This is a genomic window from Flavobacterium sp. (assembly GCF_044338735.1).
Taxonomy (GTDB): Bacteria; Bacteroidota; Bacteroidia; order Flavobacteriales; family Flavobacteriaceae; genus Flavobacterium.
The window spans coordinates 1-15,444 of record NZ_JBIIWV010000043.1; the positions used below are offsets into that span (position 1 = coordinate 1).

Sequence of the window (15,444 nt, forward strand, 5' to 3'; positions counted from 1 at the left end):
GAAGGATTAGGAAAATTACTTAATACTATAAAAAGTGTACAAAAAATTCATAATCCAAGTTTAGATATTGAAGGATTATTATTAACTATGTTCGATTCGCGTTTACGATTATCAAATCAAGTTGTTGAGGAGGTACAAAAGCATTTTAACGATATGGTTTTTGAAACAATAATTCAAAGAAATATCAAATTAAGTGAAGCACCAAGTTTTGGAGAAAGTATTATTAATTATGATGCAACAAGTAAAGGAGCATCAAATTACTTAAACTTGGCAGAAGAAATCATTAAAAAAAATCAATAATAGAAAAATGACAAAAGCGGTAAAAAAACAAGCCTTAGGAAGAGGTTTATCGGCTTTACTAAAAGATCCAGACAACGATATTAAGTCGGTTGCGGATAAAAATGCTGATAAATTAGTTGGAAATATTATTGAATTAGATATTGAATCTATTGAAATTAATCCGTTTCAACCTCGAACCAATTTCAACGAAGATACGTTACAAGAATTAGCAAAATCGATTAAAGAATTAGGCGTAATTCAACCCATTACAGTAAGAAAATTAGATTTTAATAAATACCAATTAATTTCAGGAGAACGACGTTTACGTGCTTCAAAATTAATTGGATTAAAAACAATTCCATCTTATATTCGTTTGGCAAATGATAATGAATCCTTGGTTATGGCTTTGGTTGAAAATATTCAACGTCATGACTTAGATCCAATTGAGGTAGCCATTTCATACCAACGTCTTATTGAGGAAATTAAGTTAACGCAAGAAGAATTGAGTGAGCGTGTAGGTAAACAACGTTCAACTATTACCAATTATTTACGTTTATTGAAATTAGACCCAATCATTCAAACAGGAATGCGAGATGGTTTTATTTCTATGGGACACGGTAGAGCGTTAATAAATATTGATAATCAAGATGTTCAAAGTGACATTTATCATAAAGTAGTTACTCAAAATCTTTCAGTTAGAGAAACTGAAGCTTTAGTAAAAAACTATCAAGAAAGCTTAAAACCAAAAGCAGCCAAATCAACAAAGTCAAATTCTTTTGAAATAAAAGAGGCTGAGAAAAAAGTTTTTTCAAATTATTTTGGAACTAAAGTTGATGTAAAAGTAGCTGGAAACGGAAAGGGTAAAATATCGATTCCTTTTCATTCTGAAGAAGACTTTAACCGCATTTTAAAATTAATAAACTCCTAGTGAAAGGACTTCAATACATATTATTTTTTTTATTGTTTCACTTTCATGCAAATGCTCAAAAAGAAATAGCCTTGCGTGCGGCTGACACAACAAGAACCGTTATTAACCCAAATGCCCCTGCAAAAGCAGCTTTTTATTCTGCCATATTTCCTGGTTTAGGACAAGCATACAATAAAAAATATTGGAAAATACCCATTGTTTATCTTGGATTAGGAATTGGTCTTTATTCTTATACTTGGAACCAAGGAAAATATCATAATTATAGAGACGAATACAAAAGACGCTTAGCTGGAACTGCAGATCCAAATCATCCAATTTATGGAGAAAAAAGTGACGATTGGGTTATTCGCGGTCAAAAATTTCACCAAAGAAATAGAGATTTATCAGCATTAATTACCGCAGGAATATACATTTTTAATATTATTGATGCTAATGTTGATGCGCACTTAATGCAATTTAACGTTAATGATAATTTATCGGTAAAACCCGATTTGAACCAAAATGAAATCGATTATAAATACAATTATGGTTTGACACTTACTTATAATTTTTAACAAATAATTAAGTAACAATTTCTTTAAAAGCCAACTAATAAATCATGAAAATAGCACTTTTAGGTTACGGAAAAATGGGAAAAGTTATCGAAAGGATAGCTTTAGAACGCGGTCATGAAATTGTATTAAAAAAAGACCAAGACAGTTCATTTGACGGATTAAAAAATGCTGATGTAGCTATTGATTTTAGTGTTCCAGATAGTGCGGTCGCTAATATTTCGGAATGTTTAAATAATGGAATTCCTGTAATTTCAGGCACAACGGGTTGGTTAACAAACTATCCGAAAATGGTTCAATTGTGTGAAGAAAAGAATGGGAGTTTTATTTATGGTTCCAATTTTAGTTTGGGTGTAAATGTGTTTTTTGAATTGAATGAATATTTAGCAAAAATGATGGCAAATTTGAAACAATATAACGTTTCAATGGAGGAGATTCATCATACACAAAAATTAGATGCACCAAGTGGTACTGCAATAACATTGGCGGAAGGAGTTATCAAAAACACAAACTATGCAAATTGGACGTTAGAAACACCAATTAGCAATGAAATACACATCGACGCAAAACGTATTGAAAATGTTCCTGGAACACATAGCATTTTTTATGATAGCGAAGTCGATCAAATTGAAATCAAACATACCGCTCACAGCAGAGAAGGCTTTGCTTTAGGAGCTGTAATTGCTGCCGAATGGCTTGTGGGAAAAAAAGGAACTTTTACAATGAAAGATGTTCTTTTTAACGGCTCTAAGCTATAGGCTTTAGGCAACAAGAAATAGAATTATAAATAAACAAAGCTTAAAGCATTTTGCTTACAGCTTACAGCAAAATAAAATTATGGAAATATCAGGTTGGTTACTTTTAATCTTATTTGTTCAAATTCTTCACGGAATTGGAACTTGGAAATTATATGTAAAAGCAAATAGAAAAGCATGGGAAGCATTTGTTCCAGTTTATAACGGAATTGTGTTTATGCAAATGATTAATCGTCCAAAATATTGGATACTATTGCTATTCATACCCGTTATCAATTTGTTTTTGTTTCCAATTATTTGGATTGAAACCTTACGAACATTTGGCAAAAAATCAACAATGGATATGCTTTTAGGGGTATTTACCTTAGGTCTTTACATTGCCTATGTAAATTATACACAAGAAGTAACTTATCATGAAAAGCGTGATTTAAAAGCCCCTAACAAAACAATGGACACTTTAGGGTCTTTGTCTTTTGCAATTGTAGTGGCTACCTTAGTGCACACTTATTTCATTCAACCGTTTACCATTCCTACTTCTTCCTTAGAAAAATCGTTATTGGTGGGCGATTTCTTATTTGTAAGTAAATTTCATTATGGTGCAAGAACACCTATGACTCCTATTGCAGCACCAATGGTTCATGATACTTTACCGTTTGTAAAAGTAAAATCCTATACCGCTACACCGCAACTACCTTATTTTAGATTTCCAGCTTTGCAAAAAATAGAACGTAATGATATTGTGGTTTTTAACTGGCCAGCAGATACTTTATACCACATGTACAAAGCAGCAGATAAACGATACGACAAGCCAATTGATAAAAAAACGAATTATGTAAAACGCTGTACCGCAATTCCTGGCGATAAAATTGAAATTAAAAACGGTGTTGTTTATATTAATGGAAAAGAATCGATACTTCCTGAAAGAGCTAAACCGCAATATTCCTATAAAGCAGCTTGGGATGGAAAAACACAAGTAAACTTAGACTATATCAAGGAAGAACTTCATATTACAGATGCATTCGGACAAATAGCTAATGACACACTTTTATTTAGTGCTTTACCTCTTGAATCTGTTGAACGTATTAAAAATATCCCTGGAATTACTAAAGTTGAACGTATTATACACAAAGGTACTGATACCTCAATTTTTCCTGGTACAAAAAATTGGAACGTAGATAATTTAGGCCCAATTTACATACCTGAAGCTGGAAAAACAGTAGTATTGAATAGTGAAACAATCCCTTTTTATAAAAAAGTTATTGGCGAATATGAAGGAAACGATTTAAAGATCAATGGTAATGAAATTAAAATTAATGGACAAATTGCAACATCTTACACCTTTAAACAGGATTATTATTGGATGATGGGAGACAATCGTCATAACTCATTAGATTCGCGCTTTTGGGGTTTTGTACCTGCAGATCATATTGTAGGAAAACCAATATTTATTTGGATGAGTATTGATGGAATCAACGATGGTCTTAAAAATTGGAGCATACGTTGGGATAGATTATTCACCACAGTAAGCGGAACAGGACAACCTCAATCCTATTTTAAATATTTCTTATTTGCGTTAGCTGGATATTTTGCTTTTGATTATTTTAGAAACAAGAAAAAGAAGAAGGAAGAAGCTTAATGAACATTCTTATACATCCCACCTATTTTCCTTCAATTAGTCATTATATTGCAATGATTCAGGCTGATTCGGTTACTTTTGAAATGGAAGACAATTTTCAAAAGCAAACCAATAGAAACAGAATGTATATTTATAGTCCAAATGGCATTCAATTATTAAATGTTCCCATAAAACATAGTATCGATAAGCATCAAAAATATAAGGACGTTCGTATTGAAAACGACTTCGGTTGGCAAAAAAATCATTTCAAATCATTAGAAGCAGCCTATAGAACTTCGCCTTTCTTTGAATATTTTGAAGATGATTTTCGTCCTCTATTCGAAAAGAAACAAGAGTTTTTGATGGATTTGAATTTGGAGCTATTTGAATTAGTAAATTCATCATTAGGTATTAAAATTGATGCCCAAAAAACTACCGAATATTTTCATGATGTTACAGAGTATATCGATTTTAGATCATTAGTAAACGGTAAAAAAGACGGCACACAAATTGAAGAATACACTCAAGTATTTGGAGATAAACACGGATTTCTAAGCAATTTGAGCATTTTAGATCTATTGTTTAACGAAGGTAGATATGCCGTAGATTATTTAAGAAATCAGGAATTATAATTATTCTGGAGCATTAATTTTAAGACGTGCGAGTTGTGGAAAGTGATCGCTCTGAATAAAGTAATCTAAGGAAGAAAATTGTTTGACTTCTATGTTTTGTTCCACAAAAATATAATCAATTCGAGCTGGATAATATTTGTAATTATAGGACTTTCCAAATCCAGAACCTGCTTCTTCAAAAGCATCTTTCAATTCGCCTTTAATAGTTCGGTAAACGTATGAAAAAGCACTGTTATTCATATCGCCACAAATAATTTTTGGATGATGACACGACAAATAATGCTCTTTAATTAATTCAGATTGATTTTGTTGTTGACTAAATGCTTTGCTAATGTTATTAAAGATGAATTTAGATCGCTTTTCGTCCATTTCCTGATTGATATCTGCACTAATTTTAATAGATTCTAGGTGCATACTATACACACGTAAAGTATCTTTTTCTTTGAGAATATCAGCATAAATGACACTATTGAACGAATTAGGAAATGCAATTTCACCCGAATTTACTATTTTAAATTTTGAATAAATAGCTTGTCCAAATTTGAGTCGATCGCCTTCTAATTTAATCAACTTATATTTAAACATATTCACATTTACATCATCATTTGGCAAATAATCTTGCAAACATAAAATATCGGGTTGCTCATCCAATAATAAATTTGAGATCTGAAAAGGAACATCATCATTAGGCAACCATTCGTATAAATTGAATAAACGAACATTGTAACTCATCAACTTAAAATCGGAAGGATCTTCAGGAAGATTAACTTCTGAAAATTTATAAAATCTATTTAAAAATGAAATTCCAAGTAATAATAACACTCCAGAGAGCAACATTTGTCTTTTAAACTGCAATAACCAATACAGAAAAAATACAAAATTTACCATTAAGAAAAAGGGTAAAATAAGCGTTAACACACTTAGAAATGGAAATGCTTTAGGTGCTAAAAAAGGTAACGTATAAGCAACAAAAGTAGCTATAGAAAGGGCTATATTTAAATAAAACATTATTTTAGACCACCGACTTTGCTTTTGCATTTTACTTATTTTCCTGCTTTAAACAAAAATTCTTTTTCTTCTTTAGTCAAACTATCATACCCCGATTTACTAATTTTATCTAAAATTTCGTCAATCTGTTTTTGAGTGATGTCTTTGTTCTGACTATACGAATGTACACTTTTTTTTGTTGTATTGCGGTGTACTTTTTTAAAAGGAGTTTTCTTTTTAGGTTGTAAAAACGATACTATACCGTCAATGCAAGAAGAAATAGGCTTTGTAAGATCTATTCCCGATTGTAAAAGTTTAATATAGATAAAGCCGAAAAAAGCACCACCAAGATGTGCTAAATGTCCGCCCATATTTTCAAGGGGTAGCTGAATTAAATCTACTAAAAGTATAACAAAAGCTACATGCCATAATTTCACAATTCCGATTAAAGGTATTCGTAATAACATAAAAGGCGCATAAGTTGCCGAAGCGATTAATAGTGCCATAATGGCTCCACTTGCACCGACTAATAAAGAGGTTTTTCCTAATAAAAAATAGAGTAAAACAAAAGTCAATCCTGAAAAAATTCCTCCTAAAAGATAGACGCCAAACAATTGTTTATCAGTAAAATAGGTATTAAACAATCTTCCTGAAAAATGCAAAACCAACAAATTAAAAATCAAATGAAAGATTCCTGCATGAAAAAAACTAAACGTAACAAGCGTCCATGGTTTTGCTAAAAATTCGGTCGTATTTGAAGAAAGGGCGACAAAATCAAAATAAGTAAACGTAATATTAGAAAACTTCAAAACAACCTCTAAAAGAGAAAACACCACAAAAAGACCTATGTTCCAAAAGATTAACTTTTGTACCATGCCTCCTGTTTTGTATTGCAGTTTTAAATCGTCTAAAATATTCATCTTTTATCTTTACTCTTATTCTATTTTCTAATTAAACTATCTATCCCAACGATTTTGATTGAACTGATTTTTCTTCCAATACCACATCATTATAAAACCAAATAATGCTCCACCGACGTGAGCAAAATGGGCAATACCACCTCCAAAAATACTATAACCTGTTACTCCTGAAAATAAATCTAAAAGTACAATTCCAGGTACAAAATACTTCGCTTTAATTGGAACCGGAATGAACATCAAAGCTAATTCTGCATTAGGAAACATAAAAGCAAAAGCAACTAATAAACCATAAATAGCCCCTGAAGCACCAACAGTTGGAGTTAAAGCTCCAATCATATTTTCAAACGTATCTGGAGCTAAAACTGCTTGCCAAGAAGTCATGAATTTACCTTCATTAATTAAATTCAAAATTTCAGTTTCTTTAAAACCATTTAAAACAAGTGTATTTAATCCATCATGAAAATGATAATAATTAATCCCTGAATGAATTAAAGCTGCACCTAATCCGCAAGTAAAATAAAAGAATAAAAACTTCTTTGGTCCCCAAAAATGCTCCAAAGCACTCCCAAAGGATACCAAAGCAAACATATTAAAGAAAATATGCATCAAACCACCATGCATGAACATGTGCGATATAGGTTGCCACAATTTGAACTTATCACTTTCAAAATAATGTAAAGCTAATAAATCAGTGGCTTGCGGCACAAATTGAGCGCCAATAAAAAATAATATATTTAAAATCAATAACTGCTTTACAGTATCGGTCATGTTATTCATCATAGTGCAAATCTTTTATCTAAATCTTCTACCGTTAAGGTAATAAAGGTGGGTTTTTGAAACGGAGAGACATTGGGTTCTTTACATGCAAACAACGAATTTACCAAATTTTCTTGTTCCTTTTTAGTCAAATAAGTTCCTGTTTTAACTGCTAAACTTTTTGCCATTGATTTTGCAATAGTATCACTTTGCGAAAAACTACTTTCTGGAACTTCATTTTGTAAGTTACTAATTAATTCTTCCAAAACAATTGAAACTTCACTTTCCGCCATTAAAACGGGCAATCCCGAAATTTGAATGGCATCTGAATTAAAGGCGTCAAAAACAAAACCGGTGTTTTCTAAAGTGAGTCGTAATTCACTTAATAATTGCATTTCATCTGAAGAAAAATATAATTCCAATGGAAATAACAATTGTTGGCTAGGTGCTTTTTGAATCGTAATATTAGTTAAAAATTGTTCGTACAAAATACGTTGGTGGGCTCTTTTTTGATTAATAACAAGCATTCCCGATTTGATAGTACTTACAATATATTTTTTGTGAATTTGATAGGTTGAATTCGTACTCGTTTCCACAGCGTTTTCGTCAAATAATTTTCCCGTAACCTCTTCGCTTTCAAAAGACAAAGAACTAATTTCTTCAGCATCTTGTTTCAAGCCCACGTATAAACTTTCCCAATTTGATTGAGTTGTTTCCTTTTTATAACTTCCAAAGGATGAAAGTGATTTAGAAGGTTTTTCAGTTACAAAAGGATTAAACCCAGAATTTACTTGAATAGTAGGAAAATCGGCTTCTTTATCTTTATATTGGTATGGAGTATCTAAATTTGAATCGCGCTCAAAATCTAAAATTGGAGCCACATTAAACTGTCCTAAACTGTGTTTTACAGCCGAACGCAAAATAGCGTATAACGAATGTTCGTCGTCAAATTTAATTTCGGTTTTGGTAGGATGAATATTAATGTCAATTGTGTGAGGAGGAACATGCAAATACAAGAAATAACTAGGCTGATTTCCTTCTTTCAATAAACCTTCATAAGCATTCATGATGGCATGATGTAGATAAGCACTTTTGATATATCTATCGTTCACAAAGAAAAACTGTTCGCCTCTACTCTTTTTTGCATATTCTGGTTTTCCAACGAATCCAGTTATCTTAACCAGTTCGGTATCTTCTGAAACGGGTACTAATTTTTCATTAGTTTTTCCGCTAAAAATAGCAACAATTCTTTGACGAATATTTGAACTCGGCAAATTATACAACTCACTTCCATTATGAATTAAGGTAAATGAAATCGAAGGATGAGCTAATGCTACTCGCTGAAATTCATCCATCACATGGCGAAATTCAACTGTTTCCGATTTTAGGAAATTACGACGCGCAGGAATATTAAAAAATAAGTTTTTTACGGCAAAAGAAGTTCCTTTAGGCAAAACCGCCACATCTTGGTTGATTAATTTACTTCCTTCAACAACAATATGATTCCCTAATTCTTCCTGATCTTGTTTGGTTTTCATTTCTACGTGAGCAATAGCAGCAATAGATGCCAAAGCTTCACCCCGAAACCCTTTGGTATGCAAATCAAATAAATCTTCGGCTTGGCGAATTTTCGATGTTGCGTGGCGCTCAAAACACATTCTTGAATCGGTTGTGTTCATACCCAAACCATTGTCAATGACTTGCACTAATGTTTTACCCGCTTCTTTTACAATTAATTTAATGTCTGAAGCTTTTGCATCAACGGCATTTTCTAATAGTTCTTTAACTACAGAAGCAGGACGTTGAACAACCTCCCCGGCAGCAATTTGATTTGCAACATGATCAGGTAATAGTTGAATAATACTTGCAGCCATTAATCTGAGGATTATTATTAAGTTATGTTACAAATTTATGAATTTTTATACTGGAAATAGTATTCTTAAAAGTTAAAATAAAATTTTAGAAAACAGAAGAGCTTTAAGGTAGTACATCTATAGTTTTAAGCTGTTGCAACTAAAAATTACTTTCTATTCAAATCTGCCATTTTTATCGCAGCAATCGCAGCTTCTATACCTTTATTTCCGTGCTTTCCTCCACTTCTATCAATAGATTGTTGTATGTTGTTATCGGTTAATACACAAAAAATAGTGGGCACATCATAAAGTAAATTTAAATCTTTCATGCCTTGTGTTACACCTTCGCAAACAAAATCAAAATGCATGGTTTCGCCTTTAATGACGCAACCAATAACGATTACGGCATCTAATTCTAATTTTTCATGCATTTGTCTAGCACCAAAAATTAATTCAAAACTTCCTGGTACATTCCATCGAATTATATTTTCAGGTAAAGCGCTACAATCTGTCAAAGCAGAAAATACACCGTTATACAATCCTTCGGTTACTTGATCATTCCATTCTGAAACAACAATCCCAAACCGAAAATCTTTCGCGCTTGGGATTGTGTTTTTATCGTAATTAGATAAATTTTTATTTTCTGTTGCCATACTATTCAGTCATCGCAATATATGCATCAATATTCATTCCTTCTTTAGAAGTTTCATATTTCTCTTTAATTTCAACAAACAATTTATTAGCTTCTGCTTTTTTACCAGAAACGACTAACAACTGAGCTGCTTTAAATAAAAAGCGTGGGGTTGTAAAATCATTTTCTGCTGCTTCAGCCGCTTTTTTGTAATGTGAAATTGCATCATCAATTTTATTAGTTTCAGATAAAGCGTCACCAATAGCTCCAATAGACAAAGGTTTTAAAATAGCATCTTCTGATTTAAAATTTTCTAAATAAGAAATGGCTTTTTTATAATCACCAATATTTAAATATGACATACCTGCATAATAATTAGCTAGGTTTCCTGCATCGGTTCCAGCATATTCTTCTGCAATACCAACAAATCCTAATTTTCCTTCACCGCCTTTAAGCGCTAAATTATACAATGAGTCTGGTTTTGTAGTAGCATCAACCGCTTGTTGAAAATATTGTTGCGATTGATAAATTTCGTTAGTTGCTTTTTCTTCTTTTGGCTCAACAATAAATTTATTGTACAAAACATAACCTAAAGTTGCAATTGCAATTACACCTACAAACGTTAAAATTACTTTCTGGTTTTTAGCAACCCAGTCTTCAGTTCTTGAAGCCGTTTCATCTAATTTATTAAAAACCTCAGCTGTAGTACTATCACTTACATCTACTACGTCTTCAAAATCATTACCAACTTTAGCTTCTTCTGGTTTTGGTGCTTTGTAACCTCTTTTGTTATATGTTGCCATTTATATTAAATTTAATGAGGTGCAAAAATATAATTTTTATTAAAATTAAAAACCATTTTTGTAGATATTTTTAACAAAATCAATATACTTTTGCAAAATGTCTTATTTTTAGACCTAATTTAAAGTAGCAATATAGTGTTTTTGAAACAATTATCACTTCTTAATTATAAAAATTTAGCTCAAATTGAATTTGATTTTGATGCTAAAATAAACTGTTTTGTAGGAAAGAATGGTGTTGGAAAAACCAATATTTTAGATGCAATTTATCATTTAGCGTATGGAAAGAGCTACTTTAATCCGTTAGCCATACAAAATATAAAACACGGCGAAGAGTATTTTGTAATTGATGCTTTACTTGAAAAAAACAATAAAGAAGAAAAAATTGTTTGTAGTTTAAAAAAAGGTCAGAAAAAAACAATCAAACGGAATGGAAAAGTGTACGATAAACTTTCGGATCATCTTGGATTAATTCCTTTGGTCATAATTTCTCCTTCAGATGCTGATTTAATTGTAGAAGGAAGTGAAACCCGAAGAAAATTTATTGATAGTGTTATTGCAACTTTAGATAATTCCTATTTACAATTACTGATTCAGTATCAAAAAACACTGGCTCAACGAAATGCTTTGATGAAATATTTTGCAGTTAATCAAACATTTGACGCAGACAACTTATCTATTTATAATGAGCAATTAAGCAGTTCTGGACAACTAATCTTTGAAAAAAGAAAACAATTTTTGTCAGAATTTGTTCCCATTTTTGAAAAACACCATGCTAATATTTCGGGAGGAAATGAAAAAGTTGCCTTAAAATATGAAAGTCAATTATTCGAAAGCGATTTACTTTCACTTTTAGAAGATAATTTACAAAAAGACCGAATTATTCAATATACTAGCGCTGGAATTCATAAAGATGATTTAATTTTTGAAATTGATGGATTTCCAATTAAAAAATTTGGCTCACAAGGTCAGCAAAAATCATTTCTTATTGCGCTTAAACTTGCCCAATTTGAATTTATGAAAAAACAAAGCGGTGAATTGCCTATTTTACTTTTTGATGATATCTTTGATAAACTGGATGAAACACGTGTTCAAAAAATAGTTGGAATGGTAAATGATGCCGTTTTTGGTCAAATTTTTATTTCGGACACGCATGCAGAACGAACTGAACTTATTATTCAAGAAACACATCAATCGTATAAAATATTTAATATTTAAAAATGAAAAACTTAAAATCAATCATTGCAACAATAATTATTTTATTTTCTATTAGTTGCTCAAATAGTCAAAATTTTAAAAGTGTAGATGTAGCAGCATTTAAAGCTACATTAGAAAAAACAAACAATGCACAACTTATAGATGTTAGAACGGCAGATGAATTTAATAGCGGACATATTGATAACGCTAAAAACATTGACTGGAATGGAAATGATTTCGATGCGCAAGTAACTTCATTAGACAAAACAAAACCTATTTTTGTTTATTGCCTAAGCGGTGGAAGAAGTAAAAAAGCAGCTGCTAAATTAATCGAATTAGGATTCAAAGAAGTAATTGAATTAAATGATGGCTATCTAGCTTGGAGTAAAGCAAATCCTCAGTCAAACACAACTTGGACAGGAATGACACAAGAAGAATACGCTAAATTACTTACTTCAGATAAAATAGTTGTTATAGATTTTTATGCTCAGTGGTGTGCGCCATGTAAAAAAATGGCTCCTTATTTAGAAAAAATGAATACCGAATTAGCAGATAAAGTTACTATTCATCGTATTGATGCTGATAATAACAAATCGCTATTCAATGCGCTTGGTTATCAGGGTTTACCGGTTATCCTTGTTTACAAAAATGGCAAAGAAACCTTCAGAAAAAATGAATTTGTAAGTGAAGAAGAATTAAGAAAAGCACTATAATTTACCTTTTACAATAATCACATGAACATCATACAGAATCAATCGTTAAAAAATTACAATACTTTTGGAATTGATACTAATGCCCAGCAATTTGTGTCGGTAAATTCAATTTCAGAATTGAAAGATATCCTTTCAAATAACAAGGAAATATTTATTTTAGGTGGCGGAAGCAACATGTTGTTAACTCAAGATATTTCGACGTTAGTAGTTCACATTAATTTAAAAGGCAGAGAAATCGTTGAAGAAAATGATGATTTTGCAATTATAAAAGCTCAAGCTGGCGAAAATTGGCATGAATTTGTGCTTTGGTGCATTGATCAAAACTTTGGTGGAATTGAGAATTTATCGTTAATACCAGGAAATGTTGGCACAACTCCCATCCAAAATATTGGCGCTTATGGTGTTGAAATTAAAGATACAATGTTTTCTTGTGAAGCACTTAACAAAAAAACATTAGCAATTGAAACATTTACTAATGCGCAATGCAAATTTGAATATCGGGAAAGTGTTTTTAAAAACGAATTAAAAGATCAGTATATCATTACTTCGGTAAATTTTAAATTATCCAAAAGAAACCATAATGTATCAACAACTTATGGCGCAATTGAAACCGAATTATTGCATCAAAATATTAAAAATCCTTCGCTAAAAGACGTCAGCAATGCTGTAATTGCCATTCGTCAAAGCAAATTGCCCGACCCAAAAGAATTAGGCAACAGCGGAAGTTTTTTTAAAAACCCTATTGTTTCTAATGAAATATATGAAAAAGCAAAAGCACTTCATCCTGAAATGCCTCATTATGTAGTTTCTGAAACTCATGTAAAAGTGCCTGCTGGCTGGCTAATTGAGCAAGCTGGGTTTAAAGGCAAGCGTTTTGGAGATGCGGGGGTGCACAAAAATCAAGCGTTGGTTTTAGTAAATTATGGAACCGCAACGGGTGCCGAAATTGTAGCACTTTCCCAAAATATTCAACAAACTATTTTAGAACAATTTGGTATTGCCATAGAAGCAGAAGTAAATATTATTTAATTGCCCAATTTCTTTTTATTATTTACCTTTGCTTTTTATTAAATCCGATACATTTTTTTCTATGCTATTCATATTGTTACTTGTTTTTATTGGGATTACATTGATTCAATTGGTGTATTATGTTTTTATTTTTGGCCAATTTTCATTTGCTAAAAAACAAACCATTCAACCTAAAAAACTTCCAATTTCTATCATTATTTGTGCCAAAAACGAAGAAGAAAATATAAAAAATTATTTTCCTTTGATTGTTGCTCAAAATTATCCAGACTATGAAATTGTTCTGATTGATGATGCTTCTAGCGACGAAACATTAGAACTTTTTGAAGCCTATGAAAAGCAATATGCCAATGTAAAACTGGTTAAAGTTCAAAATAACGAAGCGTTCTGGGGAAATAAAAAATTTGCATTAACACTAGGAATAAAAGCTGCAAAAAATGAATATTTAGTATTTACTGATGCTGATTGTTATCCGGTTTCAAACGATTGGCTGTTACAAATTTCTAGTCAATTTACTATTGATAAAACCATTATATTAGGCTATGGCGCTTATGAAAAAGTTAAAAATTCGTTTTTAAACAAAATCATTCGTTTTGATGCTGTATTAAATGTAACTCAGTATTTTTCTTGGGCAAAAATAGGAAAACCATATATGGGCGTGGGTCGCAATTTAGCTTATAAAAAATCTGAATTTTTTAACGTTAGAGGATTCATGGATCACATGAAAATTCGATCTGGCGACGATGATTTGTTTGTTAACCAAGCGGCATCGAATACAAACACAGCAATTTTATTTTCGCCCGAAAGTTTTACTTTTTCAAAGGCTAAAACTTCTTTTAAATCCTGGATTTATCAAAAAAAAATAAATGCTGCAACTGCAAAATTTTACAAAGGATTTGATCAATTTCAATTGGGATTCTTTCTGTTTTCTCAAATAAGCTTTTTTTTACTTGCCATTCTTTTAATGATTTTTCAATACCAATGGATAATAATTACAAGTATTATTGCTTTTAGATATTTATTTACTTGGATTACTTTAGGATATGCTGCATCCAAGTTGAAAGAAAAAGATGTAATGTATTGGTATCCAATTATTGAATTAATTGTTATTTTTACACAGATTACCGTTTTCATTAAAAACATCTATACAAAACCCGTCCATTGGAAGTAAACTCAGTACTCATTCAAAAAAATATAGAAAAGGCAAAAAAGGGTGACCAAGTGGCCTTCACTTTTTTGTTGGATTTTTTTTGGAACGAAGTTTATGGCTTTATGTTAAAACGCACTGAAAACGAAACCGATACTGAAGATATTGTCATAGAAACTTTTGCTAAGGCATTTGACAAAATTGCATCTTATAACCCAGAATTCGGATTCAATACCTGGCTCATAGCAATTGCTAAAAATGTGCATATTGACTTGCTTCGAAAGAAAAAATCATCGCTGTTTATAGATATCAATGATGAAGATGAACGTCAAGCGTATAATGTTGCCGATGATTCAAATTCTGCCGAAGACGAGTTGATTATTGAACAAAATTTAGCGCAACTATTGCAATACATCAAACAATTAAAACCCGCTTATCAGGAAGTCATTCAAATGCGTTATTTTCAAGAAATGAGTTATCAAGAAATGGCCGAACAAATTGATGAACCGCTAAATAACATCAAAATCAAACTGCTTCGAGCTAAGAAATTGTTGGCGGAGATAATCATTGGAAAGTAATTCACTTTTACAATTCCTAAAACTTTCCTAAAGTTTTTATTTTTTCTAAATTCATACTTCAAAATTCTAAATTTGA

Annotated in this window: 17 protein-coding genes; 11 read left to right on the top strand and 6 right to left on the bottom strand. The window is 31.4% G+C overall.

The window, feature by feature from the left end; all coding sequences use genetic code 11:
- From ACIQZC_RS04515 to ACIQZC_RS04540, 6 genes are all read left to right on the top strand, one after another.
- Positions 1–300 (top strand): ParA family protein (locus ACIQZC_RS04515; RefSeq protein ID WP_396138051.1); only part of this gene is annotated, 300 nt, incomplete at its 5' end.
- Positions 301–307: 7 nt separating this feature from the next.
- Positions 308–1,207, top strand: a complete 900-nt coding sequence (locus ACIQZC_RS04520; RefSeq protein ID WP_396138052.1) for a ParB/RepB/Spo0J family partition protein — start codon at positions 308–310, stop codon at positions 1,205–1,207.
- Positions 1,207–1,761 carry a DUF5683 domain-containing protein gene (locus ACIQZC_RS04525; protein ID WP_396138053.1) on the top strand — a complete coding sequence of 185 codons (555 nt, stop codon included), beginning with the start codon at positions 1,207–1,209 and terminating at the stop codon, positions 1,759–1,761. Before ACIQZC_RS04520 ends, ACIQZC_RS04525 begins: the two co-directional genes overlap by 1 nt.
- A gap of 44 nt (positions 1,762–1,805) precedes the next feature.
- The gene (gene dapB / locus ACIQZC_RS04530) at positions 1,806–2,516 is read left to right on the top strand and encodes a 4-hydroxy-tetrahydrodipicolinate reductase (protein ID WP_396138054.1); all 711 of its coding nucleotides are present in this window, start codon (positions 1,806–1,808) and stop codon (positions 2,514–2,516) included.
- 79 nt (positions 2,517–2,595) lie between these two features.
- Positions 2,596–4,149: a signal peptidase I gene (gene lepB / locus ACIQZC_RS04535; RefSeq protein ID WP_396138055.1), complete on the top strand. Its 1,554-nt coding sequence runs from the start codon at positions 2,596–2,598 to the stop codon at positions 4,147–4,149.
- On the top strand, positions 4,149–4,760 hold the full coding sequence (locus ACIQZC_RS04540) for a WbqC family protein (protein ID WP_396138056.1): 612 nt from the start codon (positions 4,149–4,151) through the stop codon (positions 4,758–4,760). Before lepB ends, ACIQZC_RS04540 begins: the two co-directional genes overlap by 1 nt.
- On the opposite strand, the gene ACIQZC_RS04545 is transcribed toward ACIQZC_RS04540, so the two are convergent.
- From ACIQZC_RS04545 to ACIQZC_RS04570, 6 genes are all read right to left on the bottom strand, one after another.
- Positions 4,761–5,768 (bottom strand): endonuclease/exonuclease/phosphatase family protein, encoded by a 1,008-nt coding sequence (locus ACIQZC_RS04545; RefSeq protein ID WP_396138057.1) that lies wholly within the window; start codon positions 5,766–5,768, stop codon positions 4,761–4,763.
- 35 nt (positions 5,769–5,803) lie between these two features.
- Positions 5,804–6,667: a rhomboid family intramembrane serine protease gene (locus ACIQZC_RS04550; protein WP_396138058.1), complete on the bottom strand. Its 864-nt coding sequence runs from the start codon at positions 6,665–6,667 to the stop codon at positions 5,804–5,806.
- A 36-nt stretch (positions 6,668–6,703) separates the two neighbouring features.
- A complete protein-coding gene (locus ACIQZC_RS04555) occupies positions 6,704–7,444 on the bottom strand; it encodes a rhomboid family intramembrane serine protease (RefSeq protein WP_396138067.1) in 741 nt (246 codons plus the stop codon).
- A complete protein-coding gene (mutL, locus tag ACIQZC_RS04560) occupies positions 7,444–9,297 on the bottom strand; it encodes a DNA mismatch repair endonuclease MutL (RefSeq protein ID WP_396138059.1) in 1,854 nt (617 codons plus the stop codon). Before mutL ends, ACIQZC_RS04555 begins: the two co-directional genes overlap by 1 nt.
- A gap of 146 nt (positions 9,298–9,443) precedes the next feature.
- The gene (gene ribH, locus ACIQZC_RS04565) at positions 9,444–9,929 is read right to left on the bottom strand and encodes a 6,7-dimethyl-8-ribityllumazine synthase (protein ID WP_396138060.1); all 486 of its coding nucleotides are present in this window, start codon (positions 9,927–9,929) and stop codon (positions 9,444–9,446) included.
- 1 nt (position 9,930) lies between these two features.
- On the bottom strand, positions 9,931–10,710 hold the full coding sequence (locus ACIQZC_RS04570) for a tol-pal system YbgF family protein (protein WP_396138061.1): 780 nt from the start codon (positions 10,708–10,710) through the stop codon (positions 9,931–9,933).
- Between the two features lie 135 nt (positions 10,711–10,845).
- On the opposite strand from ACIQZC_RS04570, the gene recF reads away from it, so the two are divergent.
- From recF to ACIQZC_RS04595, 5 genes are all read left to right on the top strand, one after another.
- Entirely contained in the window at positions 10,846–11,925 is a 1,080-nt protein-coding gene (gene recF, locus ACIQZC_RS04575) for a DNA replication/repair protein RecF (protein WP_396138062.1), read from the top strand.
- A 2-nt stretch (positions 11,926–11,927) separates the two neighbouring features.
- The gene (locus ACIQZC_RS04580) at positions 11,928–12,617 is read left to right on the top strand and encodes a thioredoxin domain-containing protein (RefSeq protein WP_396138063.1); all 690 of its coding nucleotides are present in this window, start codon (positions 11,928–11,930) and stop codon (positions 12,615–12,617) included.
- Positions 12,618–12,638: 21 nt separating this feature from the next.
- Positions 12,639–13,646 (top strand): UDP-N-acetylmuramate dehydrogenase, encoded by a 1,008-nt coding sequence (gene murB, locus ACIQZC_RS04585; protein WP_396138064.1) that lies wholly within the window; start codon positions 12,639–12,641, stop codon positions 13,644–13,646.
- Between the two features lie 61 nt (positions 13,647–13,707).
- Positions 13,708–14,814 carry a glycosyltransferase gene (locus tag ACIQZC_RS04590; RefSeq protein WP_396138065.1) on the top strand — a complete coding sequence of 369 codons (1,107 nt, stop codon included), beginning with the start codon at positions 13,708–13,710 and terminating at the stop codon, positions 14,812–14,814.
- Positions 14,805–15,368, top strand: coding sequence for an RNA polymerase sigma factor (locus tag ACIQZC_RS04595; protein ID WP_396138066.1), 564 nt, complete (start codon positions 14,805–14,807; stop codon positions 15,366–15,368). The genes ACIQZC_RS04590 and ACIQZC_RS04595 overlap by 10 nt, the downstream gene beginning before the upstream one ends.
- Positions 15,369–15,444: the final 76 nt, after the last annotated feature.

Excerpts from the sequence above, each read along its gene's own strand:
- ACIQZC_RS04540 (WP_396138056.1), top strand. The coding sequence starts at position 4,149 with ATGAACATTCTTATACATCCCACCTATTTTCCTTCAATTAGTCATTAT.
- ACIQZC_RS04545 (WP_396138057.1), bottom strand. The coding sequence starts at position 5,768 with ATGTTTTATTTAAATATAGCCCTTTCTATAGCTACTTTTGTTGCTTAT.
- ACIQZC_RS04590 (WP_396138065.1), top strand. The coding sequence starts at position 13,708 with ATGCTATTCATATTGTTACTTGTTTTTATTGGGATTACATTGATTCAA.
- ACIQZC_RS04555 (WP_396138067.1), bottom strand. The coding sequence starts at position 7,444 with ATGAATAACATGACCGATACTGTAAAGCAGTTATTGATTTTAAATATA.
- ACIQZC_RS04520 (WP_396138052.1), top strand. The coding sequence starts at position 308 with ATGACAAAAGCGGTAAAAAAACAAGCCTTAGGAAGAGGTTTATCGGCT.
- mutL (WP_396138059.1), bottom strand. The coding sequence starts at position 9,297 with ATGGCTGCAAGTATTATTCAACTATTACCTGATCATGTTGCAAATCAA.
- lepB (WP_396138055.1), top strand. The coding sequence starts at position 2,596 with ATGGAAATATCAGGTTGGTTACTTTTAATCTTATTTGTTCAAATTCTT.
- ACIQZC_RS04550 (WP_396138058.1), bottom strand. The coding sequence starts at position 6,667 with ATGAATATTTTAGACGATTTAAAACTGCAATACAAAACAGGAGGCATG.
- murB (WP_396138064.1), top strand. The coding sequence starts at position 12,639 with ATGAACATCATACAGAATCAATCGTTAAAAAATTACAATACTTTTGGA.
- ACIQZC_RS04580 (WP_396138063.1), top strand. The coding sequence starts at position 11,928 with ATGAAAAACTTAAAATCAATCATTGCAACAATAATTATTTTATTTTCT.
- ACIQZC_RS04570 (WP_396138061.1), bottom strand. The coding sequence starts at position 10,710 with ATGGCAACATATAACAAAAGAGGTTACAAAGCACCAAAACCAGAAGAA.
- dapB (WP_396138054.1), top strand. The coding sequence starts at position 1,806 with ATGAAAATAGCACTTTTAGGTTACGGAAAAATGGGAAAAGTTATCGAA.
- ribH (WP_396138060.1), bottom strand. The coding sequence starts at position 9,929 with ATGGCAACAGAAAATAAAAATTTATCTAATTACGATAAAAACACAATC.